This is a genomic window from Marisediminitalea oceani (assembly GCF_003731635.1).
Classification (GTDB): domain Bacteria; phylum Pseudomonadota; class Gammaproteobacteria; order Enterobacterales; family Alteromonadaceae; genus Alteromonas; species Alteromonas oceani.
On record NZ_RCUA01000033.1, the window covers coordinates 60,618 to 79,730 of the forward strand.

The 19,113-nt window shown below is 50.0% G+C and carries 16 protein-coding genes; 11 read left to right on the forward strand and 5 right to left on the reverse strand.

Annotation, left to right across the window (positions count from 1 at the left end):
- Positions 1-34: 34 nt before the first annotated feature.
- On the forward strand, positions 35-454 hold the full coding sequence (locus D9T21_RS11085; protein WP_105936444.1) for a hypothetical protein: 420 nt from the start codon (positions 35-37) through the stop codon (positions 452-454).
- Here D9T21_RS11085 and D9T21_RS11090 read toward each other — a convergent pair.
- Positions 451-885 carry a hypothetical protein gene (locus tag D9T21_RS11090; RefSeq protein WP_123325005.1) on the reverse strand — a complete coding sequence of 145 codons (435 nt, stop codon included), beginning with the start codon at positions 883-885 and terminating at the stop codon, positions 451-453. The genes D9T21_RS11085 and D9T21_RS11090 overlap by 4 nt on opposite strands.
- 24 nt (positions 886-909) lie before the next feature.
- Positions 910-3,270, reverse strand: a complete 2,361-nt coding sequence (gene arcB / locus D9T21_RS11095; RefSeq protein WP_123325006.1) for an aerobic respiration two-component sensor histidine kinase ArcB — start codon at positions 3,268-3,270, stop codon at positions 910-912.
- 741 nt (positions 3,271-4,011) lie between these two features.
- On the opposite strand from arcB, the gene gltB reads away from it, so the two are divergent.
- Both gltB and D9T21_RS11105 read left to right on the forward strand, forming a co-directional pair.
- Positions 4,012-8,478 (forward strand): glutamate synthase large subunit, encoded by a 4,467-nt coding sequence (gene gltB, locus D9T21_RS11100; RefSeq protein WP_123325007.1) that lies wholly within the window; start codon positions 4,012-4,014, stop codon positions 8,476-8,478.
- A 15-nt stretch (positions 8,479-8,493) separates the two neighbouring features.
- Positions 8,494-9,909 carry an FAD-dependent oxidoreductase gene (locus tag D9T21_RS11105; protein ID WP_123325008.1) on the forward strand — a complete coding sequence of 472 codons (1,416 nt, stop codon included), beginning with the start codon at positions 8,494-8,496 and terminating at the stop codon, positions 9,907-9,909.
- A 66-nt stretch (positions 9,910-9,975) separates the two neighbouring features.
- On the opposite strand, the gene D9T21_RS11110 is transcribed toward D9T21_RS11105, so the two are convergent.
- Entirely contained in the window at positions 9,976-11,664 is a 1,689-nt protein-coding gene (locus tag D9T21_RS11110; protein WP_123325009.1) for a protein adenylyltransferase SelO, read from the reverse strand.
- Positions 11,665-12,091: 427 nt separating this feature from the next.
- On the opposite strand from D9T21_RS11110, the gene D9T21_RS11115 reads away from it, so the two are divergent.
- Positions 12,092-12,517 (forward strand): hypothetical protein, encoded by a 426-nt coding sequence (locus D9T21_RS11115; protein ID WP_123325010.1) that lies wholly within the window; start codon positions 12,092-12,094, stop codon positions 12,515-12,517.
- Between the two features lie 132 nt (positions 12,518-12,649).
- A complete protein-coding gene (locus D9T21_RS11120) occupies positions 12,650-13,249 on the forward strand; it encodes a DUF2726 domain-containing protein (RefSeq protein WP_123325011.1) in 600 nt (199 codons plus the stop codon).
- A gap of 73 nt (positions 13,250-13,322) precedes the next feature.
- Here the strand turns inward: D9T21_RS11120 and D9T21_RS11125 are convergent, their stop codons facing one another.
- Positions 13,323-13,763 carry a hypothetical protein gene (locus tag D9T21_RS11125; RefSeq protein ID WP_241155691.1) on the reverse strand — a complete coding sequence of 147 codons (441 nt, stop codon included), beginning with the start codon at positions 13,761-13,763 and terminating at the stop codon, positions 13,323-13,325.
- Positions 13,763-14,914 (reverse strand): hypothetical protein, encoded by a 1,152-nt coding sequence (locus D9T21_RS11130; RefSeq protein ID WP_123325012.1) that lies wholly within the window; start codon positions 14,912-14,914, stop codon positions 13,763-13,765. The genes D9T21_RS11125 and D9T21_RS11130 overlap by 1 nt, the downstream gene beginning before the upstream one ends.
- 250 nt (positions 14,915-15,164) lie before the next feature.
- Here D9T21_RS11130 and D9T21_RS11135 point away from each other — a divergent pair, with 250 nt between their 5' ends.
- From D9T21_RS11135 to D9T21_RS11160, 6 genes are all read left to right on the forward strand, one after another.
- Positions 15,165-15,878 carry a 5'-methylthioadenosine/adenosylhomocysteine nucleosidase gene (locus tag D9T21_RS11135; protein ID WP_123325013.1) on the forward strand — a complete coding sequence of 238 codons (714 nt, stop codon included), beginning with the start codon at positions 15,165-15,167 and terminating at the stop codon, positions 15,876-15,878.
- Positions 15,879-15,896: 18 nt separating this feature from the next.
- On the forward strand, positions 15,897-16,835 hold the full coding sequence (locus D9T21_RS11140; protein WP_164464655.1) for a cobalamin biosynthesis protein: 939 nt from the start codon (positions 15,897-15,899) through the stop codon (positions 16,833-16,835).
- On the forward strand, positions 16,832-17,644 hold the full coding sequence (locus D9T21_RS11145) for a cobalamin-binding protein (RefSeq protein ID WP_123325015.1): 813 nt from the start codon (positions 16,832-16,834) through the stop codon (positions 17,642-17,644). The genes D9T21_RS11140 and D9T21_RS11145 overlap by 4 nt, the downstream gene beginning before the upstream one ends.
- A gap of 8 nt (positions 17,645-17,652) precedes the next feature.
- Entirely contained in the window at positions 17,653-18,030 is a 378-nt protein-coding gene (locus D9T21_RS11150) for a rhodanese-like domain-containing protein (protein WP_123325016.1), read from the forward strand.
- 92 nt (positions 18,031-18,122) lie between these two features.
- Positions 18,123-18,518: a DUF2721 domain-containing protein gene (locus D9T21_RS11155; RefSeq protein ID WP_105936458.1), complete on the forward strand. Its 396-nt coding sequence runs from the start codon at positions 18,123-18,125 to the stop codon at positions 18,516-18,518.
- Positions 18,499-19,089, forward strand: a complete 591-nt coding sequence (locus tag D9T21_RS11160; RefSeq protein WP_377908298.1) for a GNAT family N-acetyltransferase — start codon at positions 18,499-18,501, stop codon at positions 19,087-19,089. Before D9T21_RS11155 ends, D9T21_RS11160 begins: the two co-directional genes overlap by 20 nt.
- Positions 19,090-19,113 lie beyond the last annotated feature (24 nt).

Consider the following 19,113-nt stretch of genomic DNA (forward strand, 5'->3'; position numbering starts at 1 on the left):
GCGTAGTGGAGATGGACATACCTGGAGATGGAATATGGCAGGTAAATTTAATAAACACGGCTCTTTAAGTGTTGCCATTGACGGCAGACTGATTGTGTTAAATGGTGAAGGCCCTTGGAATGCAGAATCACTGCACTTATCTGACGATAAGATCATGCAGAACCTGCGTGCCATGTACGGCTCTCCCTGGGGCGTGCTGGCCATTTTTCGTGGCGAGGCCGTATATGTTCCCGAAGCATTCGCATTACTTCGCAAGCAAATTAAAAAAGAAATTACTCTCGGCCGGGTAGCCACGGCAGTAGTGTTTGAGGACGTCAACTCGCCGTTGTTGTCAAAGCACCAGTTTGAATCGATTTATGAGATGCCAGGCCATGAAGTGGCGTTTTTTGATTCGGCCGACGACGCCAAAACCTGGTTGAATTCACTGATTAATCAGCAGCAACAGCAAGCTTAAAAACGGTAAGCAATTGAGGCCAGTGGCGACCAGTCCTCACCGTCATACAGATAACTCGCCCCCAGCACGACGCCGGGCTTATTTTTACCCGCAAAGTAGATTTTGATACCCGTGGAGCCACCAAACTCATGATCTACATCACCGCTGTACGCATTGCTGGTGGAATTCATCCCGCCATAAGCACTGACGGCGAAATACTTATTGAGAAAAACACTGGCCCCCATGCCGCCGCGAAACGAGCCACCGGCTTCAGATGAACCATCAACCCCCACGGTGGCGAAAATTTCTAATGGTTTAAATGGCGTTTGCAAGGCTACCTGGGAGCCGATAACGCCGTACTCCCAGCCAATACCCGCTTCTGCCCGCAGACGCTCTGCACACTGACCGGCTGAAGCGGTCAGTAATAAGATAACAAACCCGATCCCTTTCATAGCGCTTCCTTGTTATTTTTCGAATCAATCGTCGATGGTTTGCTCTTTTAACCAGTCGTGCAGTTTTTCCATGTCGTGAGGTACCGCCATTTGCAGCTCCTCTACCCAGTCATGAACATTTTGCCACCACGCAGGGTGGTCGCCCTGCTGGATTTGATTGGCGATTCGTTGCACTCTTGCCAGGCCAACAGAGCTGGCTGCCCCCTTAATCTTATGGGCCTGGGCGCACACTTCCGATTTCTCATCGGCACTTAAGCTTAGCTGCAGAATTTCCATATATTCCGGCATTTTTTCGTGGAACACTTTCACACTGGCGCGCACCATATCCTCGCCAATGGTATCCACCAGCATCTGTAGCAACTCCATGTCCAGAATATTGGTCAGCAATTTACTGCTGTCGAGCTTCTTACGTGGCGGCGCTTCCGGCGCCGGCTGATCCACCTCAGATTCTGCAAACAGCATGTTAAGGACTTCAACCACCCGGCTCTTCTTAACCGGCTTGGCTATCACATCGTCCATTCCGTTTTGCAGATATTCTTCACGCTTTTTAATCACGTTAGCGGTGAGCGCCACGATTGGCGTTTGCATAACCAGGTCTTCTTCGTGCAGTGTGGCTGCCACATCAAAGCCATTCATATCCGGCAACTGAATATCGAGGAAAATAAGGTCGTAGGTCGTTTCCCGTGCTTTATCTATGGCTTCCTGACCGGTCATGGCCACATCCACATGCTGGCCTAACTTCTCCAGCAATGCCTTGGCGACCATTACATTAAGCTCGATGTCTTCAACCAGCAGAATATTAAGTCCGGTTACCTGTAACTGTGCCACCTGCATCGGACGGCTGGAAACCTGTAATGGCAATTCAACGATAAAGCGGGTGCCTTTGCCCTGCTCGCTCTCAACCCGGATATCACCGTGCATTAAATCAACCATCTGCTTACAAATTGCCAGCCCGATCCCGGTACCGGTAGCCGATTGATGGTCGGGATGATCCACCTGATAGTACATGGCAAAGATCTTATCGATTTCGCTGTCGGGGATCCCCACGCCGGTATCTTCAATAACATAGGTCACCAGCGAGATATCGTTATCCGGACGGGTGGCCGAAACGGTAAGCGACACATGTCCCTTCTGGGTGAACTTGACGGCATTGAACAGGATGTTCCACAGGATCTGACGTAACCGCGTGCCGTCTACTTCCACCTGCTTAGGTAACGGTTCAACGATATTAGTGATCAGCTCCAGTGATTTGTCTTTTGCCAGTAAACGAATAATCGAGCTCAGCTCGTCGGTGAAGTCACGCAGTGATACGGTTTTAAGCGAAAGCTCCAGCTTGTCGCGGTCGAGCTTATCCAAATCGATTATATCGTTGAAAATATTGCCCAGGGTAATCGCACTGGCATAAATGGTGCTCACCCAGCTCCACTGTTCTTCGTTAAGCTCAGTATCACGCAGCATGCGGCTTAACCCTACAATACCGTTAAGCGGCGTACGAAGTTCGTGGCTGATGGTGGCAATAAAGCGGGTTTTGTCGGTACTGGCTTTAGCTGCCGCACTTTCCGCCTGTTTACGCTCGGTCATATCACGGCCAAACGCGAGCAGACCTAAACGGGTACCATCCTGGTCGAAAAACGGTACCTTGCGCATTTCAAAGTAGCGCCGACGACCGTCAGCAAAACGTAACCACAGTTCTTCAGTAATACTGGCATTGGCTTCCAGTACTTCATGATCACTGGCCACCACCTGACGGGCCAAATCTTCTTCATATACATCGTGGGGTGTTAATCCAAGCAGCTCTTTCTCAGTTTTGCCAGTCATCTGTTCGGCCACCCGGTTACAACCGGCAAAGCGCCCTTCTTCGTTACGGTAATAGATCAGATCAGGCGAGGCATCAATAATAGAGCGTAACAGCGTGGACAAGCGTCGGGCCTGGGCCTCTTTCTCCGACTTATCCTGGATTTCTTTTTCCAGCTCCTTAAACACCGTTTCCCGTTCTTCCTGGGCGTGTTTACGTTGTTCTATTTCATGGTTGAGCTGACGTATATTGTTTTGCAGTTCGCGGTTGAGAAACACATCTTCTTCACGCAGGTGTTCCAACTGGCTGACCACTTCTTTTAAATTCGTCCGCGAATGTTCCAGTTGCTTTACCAGTTCACTGAAAAAGTACAACACCCAGGGCGCCGACAGCATGGTAAGAATAACGGCGCTGATAAAGTCATCAGGCTGCACGTCACTACCCAGGCTCACACGGATGACGTAAGAACCGCCTACCGTAAATGCCAGCGTTAATACGACAAACAATACACTTAGCTTAATAGTGCCAAAGCGCTCTACAAACTGCGCAAAACGTATCGCCCAGGAATCATTCGGAGTTTCTTGATGCATAACTGAAATACTTCGTTGTTTAGTGCCGCTATCCTAGCAGGTCTTAGCGACATTCGCATAGGTTACTACGCAGCAAAAAGCCGATAAAATGGCCTTATAGTAACTGTTTACCTTTATTCCCCTGCAATAATTGTCTATGCAACACTGGGCTTTTGCGGTAATTATTGGTTTAATGGAATCCTAGCCTGCCTTTATAATAGGTTCAATCCAACCGTACAGCGGACACCACCTGGTAAAACTGATGCGGTAGCCTTGTTCACTGCTGTCTATGAAGCAGCCGGATTAATTTAAAATAAACATTCAGCGTTGTTTGCGAAAACTGGGTAAATACCCAAATATTACGACTTTTTATGCAACTTAAGTTGTAGACATAAAAGCCTGATAATGGTTTCCAAGCTTCTATTGAGTATTTTTTTTCGATTTTTTTTGCGTCCAAGAATACACCTAAGCAGTTGATATTTATATGCAAAAAAGATTGTATACGATTTCAAAAAACCCGGCCCACACATTCCGATTGATTTTAGGAATCAATATCGGTATTTTGTACGGCCCGCTTGGCAATAGTGCATAAAAATGCGGTACATGACTGGTATCCACTAATAATAATTAACGACAAACCGGCGCAGACTGATTTTTCTTTATTTTTCAGTTTATTACGCGTTGTTACGACGTTGCGAAGTCACTTCTGGCTAAAAATGCAGCGCATACCTTGCCCAGTCTAAGGTTTAAGGAGTTAAGAGAATGAGTTTATATAATCCCAACGATTCACGGGATAACTGTGGATTTGGTTTGATTGCCCACATAGAAGGTGAGGCCAGCCATAAGCTGGTAACCACCGCTATAGAAGGGCTTGACCGCATGCAACATCGTGGCGGCATTGCCGCAGACGGCAAAACCGGTGACGGTTGTGGTCTGCTATTACAAAAGCCCGATGCCTTCTTCCACATGATCGCAGAACAGCATGGCTGGAAGCTCAGCAAGAAATATGCTGTAGGAATGATTTTCCTTAATCAGGACGAGTCACTGGCGCAAGCTGCGCGGGAAGTCGTTAACGAAGAACTGCAAAAAGAAACCCTGGATGTGGTGGGCTGGCGTGAAGTACCGGTTAATCACGACGTACTGGGTGAGTTGGCATTAACCGGTGTACCGCAAATCGAGCAAGTATTTGTTAACGCGCCAGCTGGCTGGCGTAAACGCGACCTTGAGCGCCGTTTATTTATGGTGCGTCGCCGGGTAGAAAAACGCCTCGAAAACGATCCTGACTTTTACATTGCCTGTCTGTCTGGCCTGGTAACCATTTATAAAGGTCTGGTAATGCCTAAAGACTTACCGGCCTTTTATAAAGATCTTGCCGATGAAAATCTGAAAAGCAGCATCTGTGTATTCCACCAGCGCTTTTCTACCAACACATTGCCTAAATGGCCATTGGCACAGCCTTTCCGCTATCTGGCGCACAATGGTGAAATTAATACCATTAAGGGTAACCGTGACTGGGCAATGGCCCGTACCGGGAAATTCGCTACGCCACTGATCCCGGATCTGAAAGACGCAGCACCTTTTGTTAACACAGAAGGTTCTGACTCATCGTCACTGGATAACATGCTGGAACTGTTCCTGGCCGGTGGTATGGATTTATTCCGCGCCATGCGCTTACTGGTGCCACCAGCGTATCAGAACAATGACACCATGGATCCAAAACTGCGTGCATTCTACGAGTTTAACTCTATGCACATGGAACCCTGGGATGGTCCTGCCGGTATCGTAATGACTAACGGTCGTCACGTTGCCTGTAACCTCGACCGTAACGGTCTGCGCCCGGCGCGGTATGTACTGACCAAAAACGGCTTCATTACCCTGGCATCAGAAATTGGTATCTGGGACTACGAACCCGAAGACGTAGTAGAAAAAGGCCGTGTGGGTCCGGGCGAAATGCTCGCAGTCGATACCTACAATGGTAAAATCTGGCGTTCTACCGAAATTGATGACGAACTTAAAGACCGTCACCCCTATCATGAGTGGATTGAGAAAAACATCCGTTCATTAACGCCGATTGAAAATATGGATGCCTCTCTGATTGGTCAGCGGGTATTCAACGACGACACCATGGCGGTGTATCACAAGCTGTTTAACTACAGCTATGAAGAAATTCATCAGGTTATCAAAGTACTGGGTAAAGACGGCCAGGAAGCTGTAGGCTCAATGGGTGATGACACACCAATGGCAGTGTTATCTTCCAAACACCGTACCCTGTACGATTATTTCCGTCAGCAGTTTGCGCAGGTCACGAACCCGCCTATCGATCCGCTGCGGGAAAACCACGTAATGTCACTGGCGACATGTATTGGTCGTGAGCAAAACGTATTCAGCGAAACCAGTGGTTACGCCGATCGCGTATTATTTAAATCGCCCATCCTGATGTACACCGATTTAAAACAGTTACGTGAATTCAACCCTGAACACTATTATTCAGAAGTGATTGACCTGCAGTATTCACAGGATGAAGGCCTGAAGAAAGCCATTGAGCGTGTGTGCCACGAGGTAGAGTACCTGGTGAAACAAAAACGCGCCGCTTTTGTCGTGCTGTCAGACCGTAACATCAAGCCAAACAAGCTGCCTATCCCTGCCGCGATGGCCGTTGGTGCGGTACACCGCCGTTTAGTGGATCAGCAGTTACGTTGTGACGCCAACATCGTGGTAGAAACCGCTTCTGCCCGTGACCCGCATCACTTCGCCGTTCTGATTGGTTTAGGTGCTACCGCGGTTTATCCGTTCCTGGCCTATGAAACCATCGAACAGCTGTGCGAAAAAGGCGAGCTCGACGTAACCGCTATGCAGGCAGTATTGAACTACCGTAAAGGTATCAATAAAGGCCTGTATAAGATCATGTCAAAGATGGGTATCAGTACCGTTGCGAGCTACCGTAGCTCGAAACTGTTTGAAGCCATCGGTATCAGCCATGACGTGATGCAAATGTGCTTTAAAGGGGTTACCTCAAGAATTGAGGGCGCTTCTTTTGACGACTTCCAGCAGGACGCTATCAATCTGTCGCGCGTTGCCTGGCTGAAGCGTAAGAAAATGTCCCATGGTGGCTTACTTAAGTATGTTCACGATGGCGAATACCACGCCTACAACCCGGATGTGGTCAAAACCCTGCAGAAAGCGGTGGTTAGCGGTGAATATACCGATTACCAGCAGTATGCAGCACTAGTTAACGACCGCTCTCCTTCTCACCTGCGCGACTTAATGAAAGTACTACCAGCGGGTGAAGCTGTGGATATCAGCGAAGTTGAACCGGCGGAAAAACTGTTCCCACGGTTTGACACCGCGGCAATGTCTATCGGCGCACTGAGCCCGGAGGCCCACGAGGCGCTGGCGATTGCCATGAACCGTTTAGGCGGTCAGTCAAATTCAGGTGAAGGTGGTGAAGATCCAAAACGCTTCGACACTGAAAAGAACTCTAAAATCAAGCAGGTTGCCTCTGGCCGGTTTGGCGTTACGCCACATTATCTGGTGAATGCCAATGTCATCCAAATCAAGGTTGCACAGGGTGCTAAACCAGGTGAAGGTGGTCAGTTACCTGGTGATAAAGTCAATAAGTATATCGCGCAGTTGCGTTTCTCGGTGCCAGGCGTAACCCTGATTTCACCACCACCGCATCACGATATTTACTCTATTGAAGATTTAGCTCAGTTAATCTTCGATCTGAAGCAAGTGAACCCAACCGCACTTATTTCAGTGAAACTGGTTTCTGAGCCAGGTGTAGGCACCATCGCAACCGGTGTTGCTAAAGCCTATGCCGACCTCATCACAATTTCTGGCTACGACGGCGGCACCGGTGCCAGCCCGTTAACGTCAGTAAAATATGCGGGTAGTCCGTTCGAGCTGGGTCTGTCTGAAACTCAGCAAGCACTGGTCGAAAATGGCCTGCGTCACAAGGTTCGCGTACAAACCGACGGCGGTTTAAAAACCGGTCTGGATGTGGTGAAAGCGGGTATCCTCGGTGCGGAGAGCTTTGGTTTTGGAACCGGCCCAATGGTTGCGCTAGGGTGTAAATACCTGCGAATTTGTCACCTCAACAACTGTGCAACCGGTGTAGCAACCCAGGACGACAAACTGCGCAGCGACCACTTTATTGGCCTGCCGGAAATGGTCATGAACTACTTTAAGTTTGTGGCACAGGAAGTCCGTGAAATCATGGCTTCTATGGGCGTTCGTAAGTTCGATGAATTGATCGGCCGCACTGAATTACTGGAAGTGTTAGACGGTTATACCGCCAAGCAAAATAAACTGGATCTGTCGCCCATACTGGCTAAGCCGGTTGCCGGTGAGCACACTCGTTTGTTCTGCAGCGAAACAACCAACGCGCCGCTCGATAAAGGTGTACTTAACGCGAAAATGCTTAAGGATGCCAAAGAGGCCGTTGTTAAAGGTTGTGGAATCAACTTAAGCTATCCAATCCGCAATACCGACCGCTCAGTAGGTGCCTTACTGTCTGGTGAAATCGCCAAACATTACGGCAACCATGATATGGAAGAAATGCCAGTCACCGTTACCTTTAAAGGTACCGCGGGTCAGAGCTTCGGTGTGTGGAACGCAGGTGGTCTGAACATGTACATCGAAGGCGACGCCAATGATTACGTAGGTAAAGGTATGACCGGCGGTAAGCTGGTTATTTATCCGCCGCGCAAAGGCGAATTCAATGCCCACGAAAGTGCTATTATGGGTAACACCTGCCTGTACGGTGCAACCGGCGGTAAACTGTTTGCTGCTGGCCGTGCCGGTGAACGTTTCGGTGTTCGTAACTCTGGTGCGATTGCGGTAGTAGAAGGTGTTGGCGACAACGGGTGTGAGTACATGACCGGTGGTATTGTGGCGGTACTGGGTCCGGTAGGCATTAACTTTGGTGCCGGTATGACAGGTGGTTTCGCTTATCTTTACGATGAGCAGGGCGATCTGAACAGCCGTGTTAACCAGGAGTTGGTTGAAGTAATGGATATCGACGATAAAGTCATCCTGGCCGAGCATTTACGCGGCCTCATCAACCAGCATTATGAAGAAACCGGCAGCCAGTTCTCACTGGATCTGCTGCACGATTTCGCCAATACCATGAAACGCTTTAAGCTGGTTAAGCCAAAAACCAGTGATGTGAAAAATCTGTTGGGCCATATTAGTCGTTCCAGCGCGGAACTGCGCATTCAGGCGCAATAGAGGGGTTAGAAGATAATGGCTAAGAATGTATATCAATTTATTGACGTAGAAAGGATTGATCCGCCGAAGAAACCGATAATGGATCGTAAAAACGGCTTTGCTGAGATCTACCATCCTCTGACCAACTCACAGGCAGAAGGTCAGGCAGATCGCTGCCTGGACTGTGGTAACCCATACTGCGAATGGAAGTGCCCGGTGCACAACTATATTCCTCAGTGGCTGGCACTGGCTAACGAAGGTAAATTTATTGAGGCAGCCGAGCTGTCTCACCAGACCAATAGTTTGCCGGAAGTGTGTGGCCGGGTTTGCCCGCAGGACCGTCTGTGTGAAGGTGACTGTACCTTAAACGATGAGTTTGGTGCGGTAACCATTGGTTCTATCGAAAAACACATTACCGACACCGCCTTTAAAATGGGCTGGCGTCCGGATATGAGCGGCGTTACCTGGACCGATAAGAAAGTGGCTATCGTAGGTGCTGGCCCGGCTGGCCTTGCCTGCGCAGACATTTTGGTGCGTAACGGCGTAAAGCCTGTGGTATTTGATAAATACGAAGAAATTGGTGGTCTGCTGACCTTCGGTATTCCTTCATTCAAACTGGAAAAAGACGTTATTAAACTGCGTCGCGAAATCTTTACCGAGATGGGCGTCGAGTTTGTAATGAATACCGAAATTGGTAAGGACGTGCCGTTTCAGGATCTGATTGACCAGTACGATGCCGTGTTCCTGGGCATGGGTACTTACAAGTCAATGAAAGGTGGTTTTGATAACGAAGGTGCCGACGGTGTATACGAAGCCCTGCCGTTTTTGATTTCAAATACTAACCGGGTCATGGGTCTGGAAAAAGACGCCGCCGACTTTATTGATATGAAAGGTAAAAAGGTAGTCGTACTGGGCGGTGGTGATACCACCATGGACTGTGTACGAACCTCCATTCGTCAGGGTGCTGAGCAGGTAACCTGTGCCTATCGTCGTGATGAGGCAAGCATGCCGGGCTCACGCCGCGAAGTGGTGAATGCCCGGGAAGAAGGCGTTGAATTTGAATTTAACGTCCAGCCGCTGGATATTGCTGTGGATGAAACCGGTAAAGCCATTGGCGTTAAGCTGGTACGCACCGAAATGGGTGAACCCGATGCAGCAGGGCGTCGTCGCCCGGTTGTGGTGGAAGGCTCTGAGTTTGTCCAGGAAGCCGATGCGGTCATTATCGCTTTTGGTTTCCAGCCAAGTCCGGCCCCGTGGTTTGCCGACTACGGTATTATTCTGGACGAGAAAGGCCGCGTGCGTGCGCCGGCAAAAGGCCAGTACGCTTATCAGACATCCAATCCGAAAATCTTCGCCGGTGGCGATATGGTTCGCGGCAGTGATCTGGTGGTGACAGCTATTGATGAAGGCCGTAAAGCCGCTGATGGTATCCTCGATTACATCGGTGCCTGATATAGCCTGACAGCAAGCTAAACCAAAAATGGAGCCGCAAGGCTCCATTTTTTTATCCGGTGTTTTTCATGAAGAGCAGCTGTAATGCGAAACTCCTCCGGCATCCAGGTACTCGGCAGGACGCAAGCGATAATAACTTGCCTCAATATTTTCAGACTGCTCGTCATAAGGGGCTGTTAATACGCTCTGCAGCTCCCTTAACAGTGTGAAATCGCCCTTTTCAGCCTGTTTATAGGCCGGTACCACTAACCATTCCCGCCAGGTATATTTGGGGTTAACATGTTTCATTCTGGCGGTAATTTCAGCGTAACTAAAGCGGTCGTCCAGATGTCGGTGCCAGCTTTGCAACCAGTCATTCCACTGCTGTTTTAATGCCGCATCCGCTGGTTGATAGAAACACTTTGTTATCGCTGAAACTTCATCGGGAAGCTGACACAGCTCGCGAAACAGCAGAGTGTAGTCCACTGACGAACGCACCATCAGCTTGAGTAACGACATTACCAGCTCAGGGTCGTAAACCTTAAGGCCCAGTTTAGACGCCCACATGCCCGCCAGTTTGTTTTCCATCATGGCGGCAAAGCCACTGCGGATGGCTTCCAGCTCGTTTACCCGGTCAGGCTCGTCCTGAAGCAGCGGCGCCAGTGCCCCACAGAACATCATAAAGTTCTTGTCGGCAGCCGCAGTTTGATTAAAAAAAGAAAAATGCCGGCCACCACCCGTCCAGGGCTGATAAACGGGATCAAACAGTTCGCAAAAACCAAAAGGGCCGTAGTCCAGAGTAAAACCACCAGCGGCGCAGTTATCACTGTTAAAGTTGCCCTGGCAATACCCGACACGTATCCAGTTGGCCACCAGCGAAGTCAGACGTTCCTGAAAAATTTCGGCCAGTTGAATGATCTGTTCTGACAAAACCAGACTGGTGTCTATTTCAAGGGAATATTCGCGCTCAATCAAATGGCTTACCAGCGCTTGTAATTCGGTAATAGCCTCCGGATGCTGTTGACTGCGCGCGCGACGACCAAACAATTCCAGTTGACCAACACGAATAAACGACGGCGCCACGCGCGTGGTAATGGCGACAGGATTGGCCACCATCACTTCAGGCTCAAAAGACGACGATCCTTCGTAATACCACGGCCGGTTAACGGTTTCAGCGTGCGACATCACTAAACTGAGAGAGCGCGATGTGGGCACACCGAGACTATGCATGTGTTCCTGGGCCAGAAACTCCCTGACACTGGAACGCAATACGGCACGTCCGTCTGCGCCCCGACAATAAGGCGTTCGCCCGCCGCCCTTAAGTTGCATCTCCCAGCGCTTGCCGTTAAACAGTCCCTCAAATACCGACATCGCCCTGCCATCCCCATAACCATTGCCGGTACCAAAGGGGCATTGCTGGGTATATTCTGTGCCGTAGATAGACAGAGCATAGCCTGTTGCCCAACCAGTCTTGTGCATAGGCTCAGGGGCTTGTGAAAGATCGCCGGAGAAGAAGCGAACAAACCCTTCGGTTACTGCCAGCTCGTCATCCAGACCCAGCTCGCGAAACAGGGAATTACTGTGCGCAACATAACCCGGCGCTTTTAATGGCGTTGGCGATACCGGCACATAGTGACCACAAAATACCTGCCGTGGCTGATGATCAACACCATCAGATGTAGCCTGAGGGTCTGCCTTAAGAGACGCTAAAAAAGAGTAATCGGCGCAGGCCGCCATGTCACTCAGAGTAGTAATTGAAGAAGTTTTGTCTGGCATTATGTCATACCTCTTAGCCCCCGCGGCAGCGATCACTGCCGCAGGCTGAAGAGCACGCCCCTACCTGAACGTGCTGAAGTGAATTGCACCAGGGTATTGTGCATTATGGTAAATAGTATGGAAAGCTTTCACAAAGTTACTCTGCGCAGCCCTGATACTGTCTTTCGCATAAGAGTTGCTTTATGTGTTATTCACATCGTTACAGGCAGTGTAGATCTTATTTGCCCTTTACGGTCGAAACGTAATTTAAGTGGCAGGAAAAAAACGAGGAATGGAGGACAACGTGCGTTGCCTGTCGACAAGCTGCACTTCGCATCGGGAATTATACTTATAGCTGCGTTGCAATACTTTAATCAAGGCCACTGCAATTGCTTAGCGTTCAGAGCTCTCCTATAGTAACAGTATGTACAAAAGTAAACGTCAGACTATGAAATTCACGCCGCGTAAACTCATTCTGGTAACCAGCCTGATGGTGATGGCTTCGTCGCTGATGGCAACCGACTCAATGGCCACTACGGCCCCGCAGTCACAGCCGCAAATCACTAGCTGTCCGGCCGAGTTTTTTGCCGTCAAAATTCACGAGGATGCCAGGCAGTGTCAGCCTTTTGACACAGAAATGCCAGCTTCTATGGTTTACTTTATTGGCGATACGCCCGACGCCATTGTGGCTTACTATCTGGCGCTGATGCCAGACCTATCGCTGAAGGGCGAGCACAACGAACGTGTGCTGCTGGTCAATGACGCCCAGAATGTCCGCGTGGTGGTGTCACCGGATGGTGATGGCGCCCAGGTAGATATTCTGGTGCTGGGCTCAGCAACACCTGCTCCCCTGGCCAGCCTGACCAACGACTAACTTTTATTTCTCTTGCCTGCCAGTATTTCGAATAACTGGCACCGCCTTTGCAATTTCTCTGACAAGTTTGTCCTGCCGCCCGGGTGTGTCATTTTATTGACGCTCGTGCGCATTGAATTGTTGAGGAAGCGTATGGAACTTGCCATTATTTTGTTTATGCTGCTGATAGTTGTCACTGTTGGTGCACTTAAACTCTCTGATCACGGTATGAGCTTTCCCTTTCGTAAAAAACAACAGCTTTTTACTCAGGTAGAGCATACCTTTATCAATTTGCTGGAACAGGCCGTTGGCCGTGAATTCAGAATTGTCTCACGGGTTCGCCTTAACGACCTGCTTGCCGTGCGCGACAGCACCAATAAACGTCAGGCTCGCCAGGCGCTTTTGCGTGCTGGCAGTAAGCAACTCGACTTTGTGCTGTGTCGTCGCGACGATATGACACCGGTACTGGCCATTGATTTGGTCCACAAGCAGGGCAAGGAAGGGTACAAAACACAGCGCGACTGGTTTGTATCCGGCGCCCTGGATGCAGCCGGTATTCCCCACGCCCGCTTTAAGGTGAAATCCGGTTACTCAGTAGAAGAGGTCAAAGAGTGCGTAGAAACTAAATTGATCCCGCTACGTAAACAGCAGGCTAAACTGGCCGCCAGTAAAATGAACCCACCGCAGCCAAAGCGCCCTACCCGGCCGCTGCGTTCCAGCCGTCAGCCTGGCGGTGAACAGGTAGCGGCGTAACTTGAGTTGCAACGTAAGCTCAAACGCAAAAAGGGCCCGAGGGCCCTTTTTGCGTTTTATAGATAGTTACTCTTTACATCTTTGCCGTTGAATATACCACAGTAAGATGAGCCGGGATGTCAGCACTAACCGGAACAAAAGCCACCGTATCCTTATGGCTGGATACATAACTTATCAACTGATCCACAGTCGATATTTCCCTTGGCGGACGAGAACGTCCGCTAAAGCGCATCTGCGACCAGTACGACTGGATCCGCGATTCGGTTAAGCCGATTATCTTGGTGTTAAATACCGCTCTGGCCAGAGTTTGTGGCGGCAGCGACACCGGTTCAAGCCCCACATTGCTGGCATTACCCATAAACAGATTGCGGATTTCGACCTTGTCCAGTTTCACTGTCTGGTTGTCAATATTGGCCACCACCATAATGTCGTGTTCCTGCGCTGGGGCGTTTACAGTGTAAATCCCGAACACGGAAGCCATTAACAGCTTTCTGAGAGAATGTGTTATTTGCATCAGAAGACAAACTCCATACCCACCTGATAGAGGTTCACCCGCTCATCGAAGGCGTCTCTGTCACCCAACGCCTCAAAGGTTGAGATCCCCAGGGCTCCCCGGTAATGGGTTACCTCGGCTTTAAAAGCCCCCCTCACCCCGGCATCCCAGCGGACACCAAGGGTTATACTTTCCAGATCAGCAGCCTGAGTTCTGGCAAAAACGGTTTGATAGGCGTAATAAAGCTGGTCGAGATCCGGTGCTAAACCCAGTGGAATATCGCTTGCCGCCGACTGCGGATTCGTTGCCATATCAGCATAAGTCAGATGTACGGTAATTGGCTGGAACACTAACCCGCCCTGCATATAGTAACTTTCGATATTCGGCGCCAGTACGGTATCAGACTCAATTTTCATCCATTCCCAGGCAAGATTATAATCGAGCTCATCCAGTGCCAAACCCACCTGGTAAATATCAAACTCACCTTCCATTGTCAGAGAATCGGCACTTTCAACAAAGCCAAAGCTTCGAAGCTGATCGGCAAACGCAGTGATTTCGGCCAGATTCACACTAAAATCGGCGGTGGTATAAGATGCTCTGAAACGCACATTTGCGTTGTAAACACCGCTGAAAACAAGCCCGGTCAGGCCATCAACATCGGTGGCATAGCGGCGATCCTGAAACTGAGTGTCACCGTTAAAAGAGCCATAATAGCCTTCAACCGAACCACTGAAATTTCCCAGCGCAAAGTTGTGGATTACGCTCGCACCATCGTATTGGTTAAACAAGAATGCACTGTAGAGTTGTTGCGGCGGTGAAATCCATGGATAAGCAAATCCCACATCAATAACGTCACTGTAATGATAAAACGGAGTTCTCATCCGGCCGCCTTTTACCAGCCAGTTATTGTGCGGTACATAGCTGGCGTACAACCACTCAACCCCGGAGTCTCGCTCGCTGTTGGTGTGTGCCAGTAACTGTGAGGTTATCGTCAGATTCTCCAGCAAGTGATAATCCACTTGCAAAGCCAGCAGCGTCTGTTCCTTAAATGACAACTCATTCTCGTAGCCTTCGAAAGACACGTCAGGATCATCAGTAAACCCGGCTACCACCCGGCCAAAACCAGAGATTTCCAGTTTTTCACTACTTGCCAGTGCAGCCGGTGAGACCAATAGACAACTACAGAGCACGGCAGCAGATAATGTGTTGCTAAAACTTGCGTTCATAGGTTTTACAAACAACTAATTCAAAATGCGATCACAGGACAACGCCAGACTAAGGGGCCGATTGACCCTCCTTTTACGAATCCTGGTGTACCCGATAACACATTCATATTACACTTCATTCATAGAGTATATAGTAGTGCATCAGTAAATCCTGCGCACTCATTTCCCAGTTAAATAAGCAATTTAAAGGCAGATTATGAAAATTGGTATCCTTGGCGCCATGGACCAGGAAGTCGCCCAGTTAAAAGAGTCTCTCGACCAGTTACAAACCCAGGAAATCGCACATCTGACGTTCTACACCGGCACCCTGCACGGTGTTGATGTAGTGCTGGTAAAATGTGGCATTGGCAAGGTAGCAGCCGCAGTCGCCACCACCATTCTTATCCAGTCATTTAAACCGGACTTCGTGGTCAATACCGGCTCTGCAGGCGGTTTTGATACCAGCCTTGATATTGGCGACATTGTTATTGGTAATGGCGTTCAACACCATGATGTAGACATTACGCACTTCGGCTATGAACCAGGGCAGTGTGTTGGCATGCCAACCGTCTTTGAGTGTGATGAGCAACTTATTACCGCAGCTGAACAAGCTGCGGCCAATGCGTTGCATGTTAAAACGATCCGCGGCCTGATCTGCACCGGTGACTCATTTATCGGCACAGATGAAGCTGCCGCCCGGCTGCGCGAAGCTTTCACGGCCATCAGCGCATCCGAAATGGAAGGCGCCGCCATTGCTCAGACCAGCCACATGTTAGGTACGCCGTTTCTGGTGATCCGTTCACTTTCGGATATCGCCGGCAAAACCTCTACGGTTTCCTTCAATGCTTACCTGGAGACCGCAGCAAAGCACTCCGCAGAGCTGGTGATGGGTATGATAAAAGTCATGACCGACCGCACAACCGGCGCCTGATTCAGTCCGATGATAGCCTTGCCGCCCCCCATCACACTGTCATTGATCATCGCGCTTAGCGTGATCCTGCTTGATCGGGTGTGGCGGATACCTCCCCAAACGCATCCAATGACACTTTACCGGATGCTGGTCACTAATCTGGCTGCCAGGGTTTGCCCGGCTCCCTCCGCTCCGCATTCGCAGCATTATATTAGCGGTACGCTGGGTATTGTGGTGTTAACCCTGCCTTTTCTGGTGGTGCTGGCTTTTGTGCTTAGCCTGGCCGAGTACACCTGGTTTTTTGATGCACTGGTGCTGTTCTGCTGCATAAATTTTTACCCGGTACGACGCCAGTATAAGTTGATCACGCAAGCCCTCAGCGGCAACAAAAAGCTACTCGCCCGCGAACGCCTGGGCGTGCTGGTCGCCCGTCAGACGGATTCTCTATCTGATATTGGCATCGCTAAAGCGGCTATCGAGAGCTATCTACTGCGCTTTATGCAGCAGTTTGTGGGAGTGCTGTTATGGTTTTTACTGGCCGGCCCGCTGGCCGCCCTGACTTACCGACTGTTGCTGGAGTTTCGCTGGCAATGGCACCGCAAAAAACGCCAGTTCAGCGCATTTAGTCTGCCGGCCTACTGGTTGAGTCAGGCTATGATTATTATTCCCTATTGTCTGGGTCTGTTGTTGATTATTTTAAGCACTTCACCGCTTGGTGCCATCAAGGGGCTACGGCACGCGACCGAAAAAGATTTAACCTCTTTACTGCTGGCGGCATTTGGCGGCGGCATGGGGATCAAGCTCGGTGGCCCGGCTTTTTACGACGGCATCAAATTACGTCACTCCCGAGTGGGCGGCTCCCGTCAGGTGCGCTTTTCTGATCTGACCTATGTGTTACGAGCCATTAACCGACAGACCTGGCTGGTTACCGTACTGTTCACCCTGCTATTAATACTTTGCTGGCAATTAAAATTATGAAAAAACAGCTCCTCTGGCTATTACTGCCAGTACTATTAGCTCCCCTGCAAGCGCTGTCTGCAGAACGCATCGTAACCCTGTCTCCTCACCTTACCGAATGGGTTTACAGTTTATCTGCACAGGACCGTCTGGTTGGGGTAAGTGCCTTCAGTGATTACCCGGCACAAGCCGCTGAACTGCCGGTTATCGCCGACTATCAGGGCGTGGATTTCACTGCGCTGATGGCTCTCGAACCTGATCTGGTACTGGCCTGGGGCGGCGGCAACAAACCACAGGACATTGCCCGCCTCAAAAGTCTCGGGCTTGAAGTGTACATTTCCCAGCCTCAAACATTAGATGATATTGGCACTGAGTTACTCGAAGTTGCAGCTCTGACCGGTCAAACCGATATTGGTCAGACACTGGTAACCGGCTACCGCCATGAGCTTGAAAAAATTAAGCAGCAATACCAGCATCTCGCCCCGGTTAAAGTATTTTACTACATGTGGTCACAGCCACTGATGACCATTGGTGAGGGCGCATGGGCCAATAAAATTCTGGCCAGCTGTGGTGCTGAATCGGTTTTTATAGACTCCCCCATCGATTACCCTGAGGTGTCAGTAAAGCAGGTTTTATTGCGTCAACCAGCATTACTGATTGCGGCAAGCGATCAGTCGGAAGAGACACTTGAACATTTCTGGACACCTCACCGGTCTGTTATTAAAGCACCGCTGATTACTGCTGATGCTAACGCCCTGCATCGCTTTACACTGCGAATTACCCAGGCAATAGACACCCTGTGCCAACGAATCGACAGTTACCGACAATAGGAGCGTACATGCGATTACTCACCTTAACTCTGGCTGTGCTAGTTTTACTGCTGTCTGCTACCGCCTGGGGGCATGACGCTATCCCTGACATAAGCCCCGAAAGCCTGTACAGCAACGGCTTTGAAGGCCTGATTCTGGATGTGCGTAGCGCCGAAGAGTTTGCTGAGGGTCATGTTCCTGGTGCGCTCAATGTTCCCCATTCCGAGATTGCCTCTCACCTGGCCACGCTCGGTTCTATCCAAAAGCCGGTGCTGGTTTATTGTCGTTCCGGGCGTCGCGCCGGCATTGCTCTGGAGGCACTAACCGAGCTTGGTTTTGAGCAGTTGTATCACCTCGATGGCGATATGCAGGTGTGGCAGAGTGAATCACTACCGATTGAACAATAACCCTCTGCTGTATCGCCCGGTTCACATCCTGGCATAGACATATTGCGGCTTTGGCGGCATCATAACGGTCTTGTTGCTCCACGCGTTTTATTATGACTATTGATATTTCAACGCCGGCCATGTTGTTCCCGGCGATTTCCCTTTTGCTACTGGCTTACACCAACCGTTTCCTCACTCTGGCGTCGTTAATTCGCCACTTTGACAAGGGCGAAGACAACGAGAGTACCCAGGCGCAAATCAAAAACCTGCGCAAGCGTATTCATTACATTAAACGCATGCAGGAAACCGGCGTGTTCAGTTTTTTTCTGTGCGTATTGTCGATGCTGGCCATCTACCTGTCGTATCAGTTAGCCGGTAACTGGCTGTTTGCCGCCAGTCTGGTTTTTCTACTTTATAGTCTTTGGCAGTCGGTTCTGGAGATCCGGATATCACTGGATGCCCTCGACGTACACTTACAGGGAATGGATCTTGGCAAAACCAAAAAGTAGCACTGATATTACCTATACGGCGCTCACTCCGGACCACTTTGCCGCGGTCCTGGAACTGGGCAACCGGGTGCAGGGCGAAGGATATCTGAACCTGAATAATTTAACCGATTATTACCAGCGCGGCTTAAAAGACGACATTAATGCTGGCATCGTTGCTTTTTACCGCGACCAGTTAGTCGGTTTTCGCCTTACTTTTGCCCAAGGCCAGTGGGATATTGATCAGTGGGCAACTCCGGCGGAGTGGGACGTGGATCCCGCCACGGTTTGCTACTTTAAATGCAATACGGTTGATCCGGCGATGCAGGGTTACGGGATTGGCTCCACCTTACTGAGCAAAGCCATCGACGCCGCTAAGCGCCAGGGGAGTAATGCGGGCCTGGCCCATATCTGGCTGGCAAGCCCAGGTAACAGCGCGTTTAAATACTTCAGTAAGAATGGCGGCCGACTCATTAAAGAACACCCCAATAAATGGCAATATGCGGCCATGTATGAAGGCTACGAATGCCCGGTGTGTGATTCACTTTGTGCCTGTGTGGCGGCGGAAATGCTGCTGACGTTCAGCCAGCAGTAATTATGTAAAAAGTGCGCTGCAGGA